The 13438-nt window shown below is 51.1% G+C and carries 12 protein-coding genes; 5 read left to right on the top strand and 7 right to left on the bottom strand.

The features are described 5' to 3' along the window. Positions 1 to 852 carry a helix-turn-helix domain-containing protein gene (locus tag GE278_09755; GenBank protein ID QLK61020.1) on the bottom strand — a complete coding sequence of 284 codons (852 nt, stop codon included), beginning with the start codon at positions 850 to 852 and terminating at the stop codon, positions 1 to 3. A 251-nt stretch (positions 853 to 1103) separates the two neighbouring features. On the opposite strand from GE278_09755, the gene GE278_09750 reads away from it, so the two are divergent. The 5 genes from GE278_09750 to GE278_09730 all read left to right on the top strand — a co-directional run bounded on the left by GE278_09750 (position 1104) and on the right by GE278_09730 (position 8443). Next, a complete protein-coding gene (locus GE278_09750) occupies positions 1104 to 2942 on the top strand; it encodes a DUF2264 domain-containing protein (GenBank protein ID QLK61019.1) in 1839 nt (612 codons plus the stop codon). 43 nt (positions 2943 to 2985) lie between these two features. After that, positions 2986 to 4272 carry an MFS transporter gene (locus tag GE278_09745; GenBank protein QLK61018.1) on the top strand — a complete coding sequence of 429 codons (1287 nt, stop codon included), beginning with the start codon at positions 2986 to 2988 and terminating at the stop codon, positions 4270 to 4272. Positions 4273 to 4309: 37 nt separating this feature from the next. Beyond that, complete coding sequence (locus GE278_09740) at positions 4310 to 5500, top strand: glucuronyl hydrolase (protein ID QLK61017.1); 1191 nt, start codon at positions 4310 to 4312, stop codon at positions 5498 to 5500. A 389-nt stretch (positions 5501 to 5889) separates the two neighbouring features. After that, complete coding sequence (rcsA, locus tag GE278_09735) at positions 5890 to 6504, top strand: transcriptional regulator RcsA (GenBank protein ID QLK61016.1); 615 nt, start codon at positions 5890 to 5892, stop codon at positions 6502 to 6504. Positions 6505 to 6742: 238 nt separating this feature from the next. Continuing rightward, on the top strand, positions 6743 to 8443 hold the full coding sequence (locus GE278_09730; GenBank protein QLK61015.1) for a HAMP domain-containing protein: 1701 nt from the start codon (positions 6743 to 6745) through the stop codon (positions 8441 to 8443). 94 nt (positions 8444 to 8537) lie between these two features. On the opposite strand, the gene dsrB is transcribed toward GE278_09730, so the two are convergent. The 6 genes from dsrB to GE278_09700 all read right to left on the bottom strand — a co-directional run bounded on the left by dsrB (position 8538) and on the right by GE278_09700 (position 13422). Continuing rightward, positions 8538 to 8735: a protein DsrB gene (dsrB, locus tag GE278_09725; GenBank protein QLK61014.1), complete on the bottom strand. Its 198-nt coding sequence runs from the start codon at positions 8733 to 8735 to the stop codon at positions 8538 to 8540. Positions 8736 to 9071: 336 nt separating this feature from the next. Next, the gene (gene cspE / locus GE278_09720; GenBank protein ID QLK61013.1) at positions 9072 to 9281 is read right to left on the bottom strand and encodes a transcription antiterminator/RNA stability regulator CspE; all 210 of its coding nucleotides are present in this window, start codon (positions 9279 to 9281) and stop codon (positions 9072 to 9074) included. A 298-nt stretch (positions 9282 to 9579) separates the two neighbouring features. Beyond that, positions 9580 to 10455 (bottom strand): transporter, encoded by an 876-nt coding sequence (locus GE278_09715; protein QLK61012.1) that lies wholly within the window; start codon positions 10453 to 10455, stop codon positions 9580 to 9582. Between the two features lie 171 nt (positions 10456 to 10626). Then, a complete protein-coding gene (locus GE278_09710) occupies positions 10627 to 10971 on the bottom strand; it encodes a hypothetical protein (protein ID QLK61011.1) in 345 nt (114 codons plus the stop codon). A gap of 166 nt (positions 10972 to 11137) precedes the next feature. Then, positions 11138 to 12196, bottom strand: coding sequence for an alcohol dehydrogenase catalytic domain-containing protein (locus GE278_09705; protein ID QLK61010.1), 1059 nt, complete (start codon positions 12194 to 12196; stop codon positions 11138 to 11140). A 215-nt stretch (positions 12197 to 12411) separates the two neighbouring features. Further along, positions 12412 to 13422: an AI-2E family transporter gene (locus GE278_09700; protein QLK61009.1), complete on the bottom strand. Its 1011-nt coding sequence runs from the start codon at positions 13420 to 13422 to the stop codon at positions 12412 to 12414. Positions 13423 to 13438: the final 16 nt, after the last annotated feature.

Here is a 13438-nt window from a genome sequence, read left to right as displayed (position 1 = left end):
TCACTGCAACAAAGAAAATGCCGCCTTGCGATATTGCAGCGGCGTTTTTCCTATCATCTTTTTGAAACGGGTGATGAAGTAAGGCGCGTCGGCAAATCCGCATTGCAGCCCGATACTTTCCACCGACCGGTCCGTTGAACGCAGCAGTTCGCAGGCGCGTTTCACCCGGCGTGTGGCGAGATAATCCTGAATTGACCCGCCCGTTTCCTGTCCGAACACGCGCGATATATAGCTTTCTGAAAGCCCCACCGCCGCCGATAAATCGGCCATCGCAAACTTCTGCACGTAATTTTCTTCTATCCACTGCATTACTTTTGACGCCGTCGTGCGGCTGATGGTTTTTGGTATGTCCTCCTGCGCAGGCATAAACGCCATCAGCTGTAATACCAGCATGGCGATCTCTTCCCACTGATGTGTCTGTTGTTCAGAAAGCTGATTGAACTGTTCAAGGATAATTTCAATGTGCGGCGCGAATTCACTAAGGTCAAAAATGTGTGCGGTACGATCCGCATCCCATAAACGTGCAAATCGGGCGCGGCGCTGCGGGAAAGACTGCAGGCAGCCGTCGAGCAGCTGGTGATCGAGATGAATAGTGGTGCGCTCGTAGGCATTATTGCTGCCCGCGTCGACAAATACTTTGTGCAGCTTGAACGGCGGAAACACAAACATCCTGCCCGGCCTTAGCGTGTATTGTTGATTATCGACGATCACGATGCCGTATCCCCGGCTGACGAACAGTAATTCCAGACACTGATGCCAGTGGAAATAATTGGCGCTGCCACGGTTCATCCGGTTAAAAGAAACCTGACGTTCATTAAGGGCAATACGTTCCAGATAATCTGATACCGGCATTCGTTCTTTCCTTTCATCAACATTACGGATGACAACAAAACACAATTTTCGGTCTGCTTTTTATAATTTAAGCCGTTTTACCGCCAAATCTTCCATAGCAATTTCAAAATTCGCATGATTCTGTGAACCCCGTAACAATCAGCATCTCCCATTTCTCTATATTTCATTCGCGACAAAGAGAATTGAAATAATATTTCAAATTATAAAAACCTTATTTACCGGTCCCCTGACACCTCACCGGGAGAGCTTTTATGACGCAAAATAAAGTGAATACTGATAATCCGCTGCGTACTCGCGATGACGTGCAACAGCTGTTGAATGACATGCTCTCAGCGGTTACGCCTTATACCCAAAAAGGCGAAAGTGGCATCGATCTGGGTAATTCCACCACTCACTACGGCAAAGAGATTGCCAAAATGGAAGCGCTGTCGCGCATGTTGTGGGGTATTTTCCCGCTGCTGGCCGGCGGCGGTGAATGCACCGATCTGCCCTTTTATCTTGATGCTATCCGCAACGGTACTAACCCGGAACATCCACAGTACTGGGGAAAAATCCGCGATTTTGATCAGCGCTGTGTAGAAATGGCGGCATTTGGCGTCGGGCTGGCGCTGCTGGATAAGCGTCTGTTGCAGCACTTTACGCCGCAGGAACAGAAAAACCTGGCGGGCTGGCTGAATCAGGGGCGCGATGCGGTGATCCCCAACAACAACTGGAACTTCTTCCCGATCATGGTGCAGATGGGCTTTAAGAAGGCCGGTTTGCCGTGGGACAGCGACGCCGTTGCCGCCCGCTTTGACCTGATGGAAGCCTATTATCTGGGCGATGGCTGGTATTCCGACGGCCCCGGCAGGCCGCGCGACTATTATATCTCGATGGCATTCCACTATTACGGCTTGCTGTACGCACAAAATATGGCAGATGTGGATGCCTCACGTTGTTACAGGCTGCGCCAGCGCGCTAAGCAGTTTGCACAAGACTTTATCACCCTGTTCTCCGCCGACGGCGCGGCCGTGCCGTTTGGCCGCAGCCTGACCTATCGCTTTGCCGAAGCGGCTTTCTGGAGTGCGGCGGCATACAGCCAGCTGGAGGTATTTACACCTGGCATTATCAAAGGGTTGATCCTGCGCCATCTGCGCCACTGGCTGAAACAGCCAATATTCGATCGCGACGGCGTGCTGAGTATTGGCTATCACACGCCGAATCTGGTGATGGCTGAAGACTATAACGCTCCGGGCTCGCCTTACTGGGCGTGCAAACTGTTCCTGATCCTTGCACTGCCGCAGGACGATGCATTTTGGAAAGCAGAGGAAGCGCCACTGCCAGCACTTCCACGTACCCACTGCATTGCCCACGCGAATCAGATTCTGATGCGCGACGGTGAAAGCCAGCACGTGGTGATGCTTACCTCCGGGCAGATGGAGCTGAATAACTTCGTCAACACCGAGGCCAAATACACCAAATTCGCCTATTCCAGCCAGTTCGGTTTCACGCTAGATCGCGGCCGTTACGGGCTGAATCACGCCGGGTGCGATTCGATGCTGATGCTGTCCGAAGGTGACGGGTATTTTCGCGGACGTCGCGATTGTGTGGAAACGCGGATTACCGAATCATTCATTTATTCCCGCTGGCTGCCGTGGCAGGACGTCTCAGTGCGCACCTGGCTGGTTCCCTGCGGCGACTGGCACCTGCGCATTCATCATCTGGAAAACCAGCGTCCGCTCGATACCGCCGAGGGGGGCTTTGCGGTAATCCAGGATCCGACAGCCAAAGTAGACATTTCTGCGGATCAGCAGGCGATTACACTGACCGCACGCAACGGTATCAGCCGGATTGCCAGCGCAGATAACACAACAATGCGCGAGGCTGCCACGGTAGTGACGCCACCTAACAGCAGCATTATGTTCGCCGAAACCGCCGTCATTCCGCTGCTCAAAAGCTCTTATTCCGCCGGTTCACACTGGCTGATAAGCGCGGTGTGCGCGTCGGCCAGTCAGGATATGACTTCCCTTGCCGTACCGGAAATCACCCGCGAGGGCGATCGGTTGCACTGGCAATATCAGGGACAGAACGGGCTGGTTTCTCTGGTCTGACATTCTTCAGTAAATAACGGCAGGTCACGTTTCAGGAGTCACTATGAAAGCCATAAAAACAGCCAGTAAATCGGCTTACTATAAAATGAGTAGCTTTATATTCCTGTACTTCTTCACATGGTCTTCCAGCTTCGGGCTTTACGCCCTGTGGCTTGGGCAAAAAGCCGGGCTGGACAGCATGAGCATTGGTACCGTTTTTGCCATCAACGGTGTTTTTGCGGTGATCATGAAGCCGGTGTATGGCTACATTATGGACAAGATCGGCATGAGCAAATCCCTGCTCTATTTTGTCGTGCTGGTATCCGCACTGATGGCGCCGTTCTTTATCTTTGTTTATCAGCCGCTGCTTGAAAGCCATCTGATGACTGGCATTATCGTTGGCGCGCTGTATCTCAGCCTTGGCTGGTACGCCGGTGTCGCCGCGTCGGAATCCTACGCCGACCGCTTCAGCCGCCTGTATCACATGGAGTTCGGACAAGTACGCATGTGGGGATCGCTCGGCTGGGCGCTGGCTGCATCGTTCTCTGGCCTGCTGTTTAACCTTTCTCCGGCGTGGAACTTCGGCCTGAGCAGTGCCACGTCGCTCGTCATGCTCGGCGTGCTGCTGTCGCTCAAAATCGGCAATGAAGAGCTGAAAAACAATGACGTGATCGCACAACAGAAAATCGTGTTCAGCGATGTGATCCTGCTGCTGAAAAACCGCAAATTCTGGATGTTCTCGCTGTACGTTGCTGGTGTCGCATGGATGATGTTTGTGGCCGAACAGCAATTTTCACGCTATTTCGTCACCTTTTTTGAGACCAAAGAGCAAGGTAACGCGTGGTATGGCTATCTGAGCACCGTGCAGTCCGGTTTCGAATTCCTGATGATGATGGCGATCCCGTTCCTGGTGAACTATTTCGGCGCCAAGAAAGGTCTGCTGATGGTCGGCGCGGTGGTGGGTATTCGCCTGATTGCCTCCGGACTGACCAATGACCCGCTGCTCATCTCCATTATCAAACCCTTTTACGGGCTGGAGATTTCACTGCTGTTGATTTCAGTCTTCAAATATATCGCCGAACATTTCAGCAAGCGCGTCAACGCCACCATGTATCTGCTGGGCTATCAGGCAATGATTTACGTCGGTTCGATTGTGATCGCCCCGCCTGCCGGTTACCTGTACCAGCGCATCGGGTTTGAGCACACCTATCTGATTATGGGCGGCATCGCACTGTTCTTCACGCTGGTTTCAGCCTTTACGTTATCCGCCTGTCAAAGCCGCCGCAACGGTATACCTGCAGTCACTGAAAAACCAAAAGACCTTAACGAACTGACACCTGCCAAACACTGAAGTATTGAATTTCTGAATGAAAAAAAAGGGAGAGAATATGACGATGAACATCGTGACAGAGAATTTGTTGCCGGTTGAACTGAATCAGCCAGACCGGATCGCTTTTGCCGAAAAAATGCAGCGAGCGCGCCGGACGGTGCTGAGCAAAATTTCACGCAACCTGAAAAAATTCGGTGATAAGTTCCCGGCGGAAAACTGTGAAAACGGCCATTACAAACTGACTGAAAACGTCGAGTGGACCACCAGCTTCTGGACCGGTCAGCTGTGGCTGGCGTGGGAGATGACTGGGGACGATCGCTACCGTCATGCGGCGGAGAAGCAAGTGACTTCGTTTGGCAATCGCATTGCCAACCGCATTGATACCGCGACGCACGATCTGGGTTTTCTGTACAGCTTGTCCTGCGTCAGTGCTTACAAGCTGACCGGCAATCGTCAGGCGCGCGGCTTTGCGCTGCTGGCCGCTGAAGCCCTGATGGAACGCTTCAACACCAAAGCCAAAATCATTCAGGCATGGGGCGATTTACAAGATCCGGAACAGGCCGGGCGTATGATTATCGACTGCAACATGAACCTGCCCCTGCTGTACTGGGCGAGTGAGCAAACCGGAGAATCCCGCTTCGCCGACGCCGCGCGCGCGCATGCCGAACAGGCAGCGAAATATATCGTTCGCCCGGACGCCTCGACGTACCACACGTATTACATGGACACCGTGACCGGTGAACCGCGTTTCGGCAATACGCATCAGGGATACGCAGATGACTCCTGCTGGTCGCGCGGCCAGGCGTGGGGGATCTACGGATTCCTGCTCAGTTATCGCTACACTGGCGATGAAGATCAGGTCGAACTATCGCGGCGCCTGGCGCATTACTTCCTCAATCGTTTACCCGAAGATGACGTGTGCCACTGGGATTTAGCCCTGCTCGGGACAGATGCCGTGCGTGACAGCTCCGCGGCGGCGATTGCAGTCTGCGGGTTGCTGGATTTGGCTACCACCCTGCCCGCCACTGATGATAAGCGCGCCTGTTATGAAGAAATGGCGTTGCGCATCATGGATTCCCTGACTGACAATTACCTTGCACACGACGAGGAAGATTGTGACGGATTGCTTAAACATTCGGTGTATCACATGGCCAGCGGCAAGGGTGTAGATGAATGCTGCAGCTGGGGCGACTATTTTTACGTTGAAGCCCTGGTACGCCTGACGCAATGCTGGCAGTCGTACTGGTAACTTTTGTGGACGCGGTGGCCGTCATCGCGTCCCGTTAACTTGACGTTTACAATGCGTGAATTGTTTTGAAGCATTTTGCGCCTTTTCATATGCGTACTAAGTATTCCCACACGTTATAATCACGTATCTGTTGATAAGTATTTCTGCTATGTCCTTACATCCTTTAGGATTAGTCTTAATTTCCCCGTATTTTTGTTCAGTGACATAATAAATCCTGACATAAACCAAATTAATCAAATTAGCTAACTGCCTTTAAACGCTAAAAAAAACTTTGAAACTGCGTGTTTTTCATGCGAAAAAGAGAGCCAGCACATTTTGTGTGCTTTTAAGATTTCTTACGTTCGAATCCAATCATTACGCCGAACAAGGACGTCCTGTGAGGACTCACTATGCAAACGATAATCTTAGATCCCTGCCGTTTTACCCGCATTGGGTTGCAACAATTTCTGGCCGATGACCAGGATATCAGTTACGTCAGCCACTTCGACCAGTTACATCAAAGTTGCAGTAAGCTGAATCCGTCAGTGGTGTTTATTAATGAAGATTGCATGCAACCCCATGCGGACAGTAAATCTCGACTGCGAGCGCTGATTACTGAATATTCCGACACACTATTTTTTATTTTTATGTCCAGCACACGTATTCATTTTGAAGAATACGTTTTTGTTCGCAAGAACGTGATTATCACCTCGAAATCTATTAAGGCTGAAACCCTCAACCAATTGCTGAATCACCGGCGACTGCCGCAGGCGCAAAACCCTGCCAGCAGCGGCGTGCTGGATATCCGCCCCGTCATGCTCAGTCGTTCAGAATCAGCAATGCTGCGAATGTGGATGTCAGGTGATGGCACCATTGAAATTTCGGACAAGCTGCAAATAAAAACTAAAACGGTGTCTTCATATAAGGGAAATATAAAACGGAAAATTAAATCACCTAACAAACACATTATTTATCATGTCGTTCGTTTATGTGATCAACTCACCGACGGTATTTATGTCAGATAATCCTCCCCTTACCCTGGTATTACCGCAGGCTATGCATTTGCATAGCCTGTAGAAGGCTACATAAAGTTGCGAAATGCGATCTCCGTCGCAAATATAAACTCAATCTCCGCGCTGGTTTGCCGATGTCCTTATATGGCGTGTTTTCGTCACGACAGGACTTGCCCGCAGGCAGACCCTATATCGCTGTCACTCACCGACTTTCTACCGCCGGTGAACAGGATTAACAGAGCGGAATAAAATGGATACTCCTTTAAATTTAAATACCAGAACCTCTTTTATCAGCAATATTCGCCTCATCACTCTGATCAGCCAGATTTTGGTGGGGATCCTGTTCCTGTTTGCCGTTTCCATCGGCACCTCCAGCTACTTTCTCAAACAAAGTAACGCGGCGTTATCCAATGCCACGCAGGAACTGCAAATCCGTCTGGCGCTGTCGAACAGTTCCAATCACCTGCGCACAGCACGTTTGCTATTGATTCAGGCGGCTGCGGCCGCGCGCGTTGGCGATCAAGATGTCTTCAAAAAAAATCTGACCGACGCCGCCAGTCGTCTGAAACAATCGCAGGCGGCATTTGATACTTACCTCAACCGTCCGGGCAAAAATGCTACCGATCTGGCGCTCGATGAACCGTTGAAAAAATCTTACGTCGCGTACATGACGCAGGGTATGGAGCCTATGATGGCTTCCGCTTTGCAGGCGCATTTTGAAGAAGTGATTTCTCAGGAAGCAGAAACTGTACGCGAGCTGGATCTGGCCAACAATATTCCGCTGCTGGCTGCGATTGCTTACCGCACCGAAACCGCCAATAAAATTAACGATAAAGCACAGCGTAACGCCACGCTGGGTTATGCCCTGATGGGCGGCGCCTTCCTTCTGGCACTGGTACTGACGTTCATCACCTATCTGGTGATGCGAAAAGTAATTATCAATCCGCTGAACCGTCTGGTAGTGCGTATCCAAAAGATTGCCGAAGGCGATCTGACACAACCCACGCAAAACAACGGGCGCAATGAAATCGGCGTGCTGAGCAGCAACGTTGATCACATGCAACACTCGCTGGCCAGCACCGTAATGACCGTGCGCGAAGGCGCGGTGTCTATCTATCAGGGTTCAACCGAAATTGCCTCCGGCAATACCGATCTCTCCTCGCGCACCGAGCAGCAGGCCGCCGCGCTGGAAGAAACCGCAGCCAGCATGGAGCAGCTCACCGCTACCGTGAAACAGAACTCCGAGAACGCTCATCACGCCAGTAAACTGGCCGCAGCAGCATCGAGTAAAGCGCAGAAAGGCGGAGAAATCGTCGCCAACGTGGTCAGCACCATGGATAATATTTCTCGCAGCTCGACCAAAATTGCTGAAATCACCAACGTGATCAACAGTATTGCCTTCCAGACCAACATTCTTGCGCTGAATGCTGCAGTAGAGGCGGCGCGCGCCGGTGAGCAAGGTCGTGGATTTGCGGTGGTCGCCAGTGAAGTGCGTAATCTGGCACAACGCAGCGCACAGGCCGCCAAAGAGATCGAATCATTGATCGAAGAATCGGTCGATTTTGTAGGCGAAGGCAGCATTCTGGTGGGCGATGCGGGCACCACAATGTCTGAAATTGTGACGGCGGTTAGCCACGTTACCGACATCATGGGCGAAATCGCCTCGGCATCCGATGAGCAAAGCCGTGGGATCAGTCAGGTTAGCCTGGCGGTTTCAGAAATGGATGGCGTCACACAGCAGAACGCCTCGCTGGTGCAGGAAGCCTCGGCCGCGGCGGCGTCTTTGGAAGAACAGGCTGCGCGCCTGACGCAGGCGGTAGCGGTATTTAAGATTGATGCTGCACAGCGTCCATCAGTGCAACGTGCCCCCGCTGCACGCGCCCTGCCTGGCACGACGTTGCAACGTTCGGGCAAAGGATCAAACGCAGAGCAGAACTGGGAAACGTTTTAAATCCTGACTAAACTGGGTTTTACTTAATTTCAGACAAAAACACCGGCAGCGAAAGCGCCGGTGTTTTTTATGTGAGTGACGAGAAAGGCGAGGCTTAGGCTTCGCTGTCCCGTGGCACAACGAAGGTACCGTCTTTGGTATCGCCTTCATTGAAGAACCAGATACCTGCCGGATAATCTTCCAGCGCGACCAGATACATCACGCCTTCATAAAACTCTTCTACAGCAAGTACTTTACCTTCGCGACGCGGCCCGCCGTCTGTTTTTACTGTGACAAGATCATTAACTTTCATCAGGTTATCCCATGGTTTTCAATTATCATTATTGTAGTACAGACTGCCGGAGAAAAGCACGGCGGAGGTGAATACGGGTGAAAAACCCTACGATAACGCAGCGGAACTGATTTTCAATTTCTTGACGATTTAGCGCCAGAATCCTGACTGTTATTTCTTTTATAATTCCAGCGTGCTCACCCCCGAGGGAGTACGTAATGAATGTCATAAGAAACATTTTTGCCCGCCACGTTGCGGGCATTTTTTTGCTCGTTGCACAAATGACAGACGTAAAAAAACCCGCATGAGCGGGTTTTTGTCATCTTGCTTTATCACTGAAACAGTGAGGGAGCAAAATTAGATAGCGGTAACGTTAGCCGCAGACGGACCTTTAGCACCGTTCTCGATAGTGAACTGTACGTTCTGGCCTTCAGCCAGGGTCTTGAAACCTTGATCCTGGATAGCGGAGAAGTGTACGAACACATCTTTGCTGCCGTCAGCAGGAGTGATGAAGCCAAAGCCTTTAGACTCGTTAAACCACTTAACCTGACCTTTCATCATTGACATAAGAATTACCTTTTAAAAATAAATTTCGCCACCATGGGCATGTTATAGCCGGATTTCAGTCGTTACTTATGGAGGCACTAAGAAGGAAATTCGTCAGAGCAGGGTTATCATGGATAACGCTTTAAATTGGAACAACTTTACTCAGGATGTCGTGCATAAATAGGTCTGTACCACAGGCCGAGACGTATTTACTCATGACTGCCATTTAATAGCAACTCTTTTTAACGCAATGTCGAGGGAAAGCCGAAAAATAGTGTTTTTATGAACCAGTCAGTACAATCATTGAACAGTTATAGGTCTATTTATCAACAGGTTGGGATCTATCTGCTTCAAGAACCGCGCCACAATGCGCGCAAAATTTTGCATCAGATTCGTGACCAGAATGCAGACAAATCTGACAAGAACGGGCCGCCCGTCCCTTTTCCAACTCTTGTGACATATAAGCTGTCAGAATGCCGGTTGGTACCGCAATGATGGAATAGCCCAACAGAATGAGGATGGAAGCCAGTATTCTGCCAGTCGCCGTATGCGGCGTGATATCACCGTAGCCCACCGTAGTTAGCGTGACCACCGCCCAGTACACCGACGCGCCCAGCGAGGTGAATCCGTCCTTACCCTCTTCTACCGCGAACATCAGCCCGCCGAACAGGCACAAAATGATCGCCACAAAGCCAAAGAAGATGCTCAGCTTGCGCCGTGCGCGCATCAGGCTGCGCCAGAGGATGCCCGCATCATTCATGTAGCGCAGGAGTTTCAACACCCGCAGTACGCGCAGGACCCGCAACAACCGCACGAGGACAACCAGATTGGTGGCACCGGCCAGTGACGGCATCAGCCATAAGATGTACATCGGTAAAATAGTGCAGAGATCGATAATGCCGAAGAAACTCACCGGATAGTGGGTTTTACGCGGCGAGCAGAACACACGCAGCACGTACTCCACGGTGAACAGCGCAGTGAAGCCGAGCTCAAGCAGACCGAAGCGCCAGAGAATGTCCGGCGTATTGGGGAACAGATCGCTCGCACTGGATTCGAAAAACAACACGACGACGCTCAGTAATGACACCGCTATCCAGAATGTTTCCATCCTGCGTCCGCTACGGGTGCGTTGTTCAAACAAAAGGGCATAATATCGGCGGCGGGTTGCCGCGAAAAAGCGATAGTCCTGAGTCATAACACGCGCCAGCAAAGAATAATAGGAGAAGAATAAACGCTTTTCCCTCGCTCGCCTATCGCCTGTTCTCACCCTTTCGACCAAAAAAAACGCCGGTCACTCAAGGTGATCGGCGTTTATTATCGTCTGTCTGGTGACAGTTTTTCTTTCACTAACGCAAAAAGTACGCGGTTAGTCCATCAATTCAGAAACGGCGTTACGCACATACGCGGTGATTTGCGCGACGTCTTCGGCATTGGCACTTCCCCCGCCAATAGAACGCACGGTGTTTTCCAGATGACCGATATCCTGTTCAACTTTCTTCGCAATTTGCACTTTCACGATGGTATCGACGGACGAGATAAAGGCGCGCATCACGGCTTTCAGCGCAAAAATCTCACCGAAAGAGTCGTATGCCGGTTTCTCAGCCACCCTCGAACTTGGCTCTGCAGCCCGTGGAGGCAGGCTTTTCAGGCTGTCCACATGTTCAATCATCAGATCCATATCTCTGATGAGTTCATCAAAACTCTTAGCCACTGGTTTTCCTTCGCCCTGCGAAAGGCAGCAGGATACCACTGCCGTTACAAGCCGAGAAGCCACAGAAAGAAGTTATGCTTAAATTTCGTCACAATGCGCCTGCCGGTGAGAATTGCTCTGCGAGCTGGCAGGCGCATTAAGTCGTTATTTAACCTGAATCAGGTGATTACGCGTTTTTCAATGAAGCCATGTCGACAACAAAGCGGTATTTCACGTCGCTTTTGAGCATACGTTCGTAGGCGCCGTTGATGTCCTGCATGTCGATCATCTCCACGTCACAGGTGATGCCGTGTTCAGCACAGAAATCCAGCATTTCCTGAGTTTCTGCGATACCGCCAATCAGGGAACCGGCCACGGTTTTGCGGCCCATCACCAGTTTACCGCTGTGCAGCGCAGGTTCGATGGGTTCGATCAGGCCGACCAGAATGTGGGTACCGTCGCGTTTCAGGGTATCCAGATACGGGTTGAGATCATGCGCGTTTGGCACGGTGTCGAGGATGAAGTCGAAGTGGCTTTTCACGGCCGCCATCTGCTCTTCATCGGTAGACAACACGACATGGTCAGCACCCAGACGGTACGCTTCCTGCTCTTTACCTTTTGAGCGAGTGAACAATGTCACATCAGCACCCAGCGCTTTAGCGAATTTCAGACCCATGTGGCCGAGACCGCCCAGACCGACAACCGCCACTTTATGGCCTTTGCCGACTTTCCAATGTTTCAGCGGAGAGAAGGTGGTGATACCGGCACACAGCAGCGGTGCGGCGGATTTGATATCCAGTTTTTCGGAAACATGCAGAACGAATTTTTCTGCTACCACGATTTGTTCAGAATAACCGCCGTAGGTCATCATGTTGTCATGACGATCGTAGCTGTTATAAGTCATGGTTGCGCCTTCTTCACAATACTGTTCCAGGCTTTCTGCGCAGGATTCACAGTGCTGACAAGAATCGACCATACAACCAACACCGACAAACTCGCCGACTTTAAAGTTGCTGACTTTCGCACCGACCTGCTTCACGCGGCCGATGATTTCGTGTCCCGGCACCATCGGATAGATACTTTGGTGCCATTCATTGCGCGCCTGGTGGATATCTGAATGGCACACGCCGCAGTACAGAATATCGATCACAACGTCGGTATCACGCGGGTCACGGCGAACAAAATTATGAGGCGCAAGAGGCGCATCCGCTGAAAGTGCAGCGAAACCACGAACGTTAAGAGTCATTTATTTCTCCTGAAGGGCTGACGGAATACTTGCACACTGCAAAAGGCAGGCACCGCAGAAGTATGACGCGTTCAGGGGAAGAACAAATATAACGATCCTCGCCATTACTTGCCTGAATCTGTTTTTTTCCAGAGTTTTAAATCAGGAGAATCTGATAGCCAGACGGTGACGCCGCCTTCTGGCAGCGCCACTTTTGAGAAGAAATACGCAAAGGGTCAGATCAAACCGGCGTCCTTTAGTTCGCTTTTCAGGTAAGCATAATAGATAGGTGCCGCGACAACGCCCGGTATGCCAAACGCCGCTTCGAACACCACCATCGCCAGCAATACTTCCCAGGATTTTGCCTTGATGCGGCTGCCCACGATGCGGGCGTTGAGGAAGTATTCCACTTTGTGAATGATGATCAAATAACCCAGCACCAGCGCACCGACCCACAGCGACAGCGAAAGCCCGACGATGAAAATCAGCGTATTGGAAATCAGGTTACCCACCACCGGCAGCAAACCGCAGACAAAGGTCAGCGCGACCAGGGTTTTAGCCAGCGGCAGATGAATGCCAAAGAGCGGCAGAATGCCAAACAGGAACACCCCCGACAAAACGGTGTTAATCAGCGAAATCTGGAACTGTGCGAACACCACGTTACGGAATGCAGCACTGAGTAAGTTCACGCGATCCAGTAACTCTTTTTTCAGCGGTGCATGGTGTTCGCCTTTAGTATGTCGCTGAAGCGAAATAATCGCCCCCAGAATCATACCGATCAGCATAGTGACAAATACGTGTGCTGCATTTTTGCCGAACGTCTGAATCATCACAATGTGCTCACGCAGCCATTGCAGGAAGGTGCGCTGCAACTCCTCGATGTTGGCGGGTAAATAGTGCAAAAGCACCGGCGATAACCGGCTCTGCGCATCGGTCAGCAACCGCGATACCATGGCGTTAAACGCTACCGGATTTTTCATGTCTTCCATCAGGAAATCCGCAATACCTGCGACAAAAATGATCAGACAACTGACTACCACGGTGCTGATAAACGCCACGACGACCCAGCGTGCTCGTTCGCCGCTGATGATTTTCTGAAAATGTGGCGTCAGCGCATTCACCAGCTCATACACCACAAAACCGGCGATAAAACACGCCAGTAAATGAAGAGGAAGAATCAATAACAACCCGCCCATCACAATCAACAAACTGAGCCAGCGAATGTGATTCGATCTCATAATTTGCATTGCCTGCATCCTTAAA

Source organism: Enterobacteriaceae bacterium Kacie_13, assembly GCA_013457415.1.
Classification (GTDB): Bacteria; Pseudomonadota; Gammaproteobacteria; order Enterobacterales; family Enterobacteriaceae; genus Rahnella.
This window is presented reverse-complemented; position numbering and strand designations above follow the sequence as displayed.

Coding starts and splice junctions, on each gene's coding strand:
- GE278_09755 (QLK61020.1), bottom strand. CDS start 852: ATGCCGGTATCAGATTATCTGGAACGTATTGCCCTTAATGAACGTCAG.
- GE278_09750 (QLK61019.1), top strand. CDS start 1,104: ATGACGCAAAATAAAGTGAATACTGATAATCCGCTGCGTACTCGCGAT.
- GE278_09745 (QLK61018.1), top strand. CDS start 2,986: ATGAAAGCCATAAAAACAGCCAGTAAATCGGCTTACTATAAAATGAGT.
- GE278_09740 (QLK61017.1), top strand. CDS start 4,310: ATGACGATGAACATCGTGACAGAGAATTTGTTGCCGGTTGAACTGAAT.
- rcsA (QLK61016.1), top strand. CDS start 5,890: ATGCAAACGATAATCTTAGATCCCTGCCGTTTTACCCGCATTGGGTTG.
- GE278_09730 (QLK61015.1), top strand. CDS start 6,743: ATGGATACTCCTTTAAATTTAAATACCAGAACCTCTTTTATCAGCAAT.
- dsrB (QLK61014.1), bottom strand. CDS start 8,735: ATGAAAGTTAATGATCTTGTCACAGTAAAAACAGACGGCGGGCCGCGT.
- cspE (QLK61013.1), bottom strand. CDS start 9,281: ATGTCAATGATGAAAGGTCAGGTTAAGTGGTTTAACGAGTCTAAAGGC.
- GE278_09715 (QLK61012.1), bottom strand. CDS start 10,455: ATGACTCAGGACTATCGCTTTTTCGCGGCAACCCGCCGCCGATATTAT.
- GE278_09705 (QLK61010.1), bottom strand. CDS start 12,196: ATGACTCTTAACGTTCGTGGTTTCGCTGCACTTTCAGCGGATGCGCCT.
- GE278_09700 (QLK61009.1), bottom strand. CDS start 13,422: ATGCAAATTATGAGATCGAATCACATTCGCTGGCTCAGTTTGTTGATT.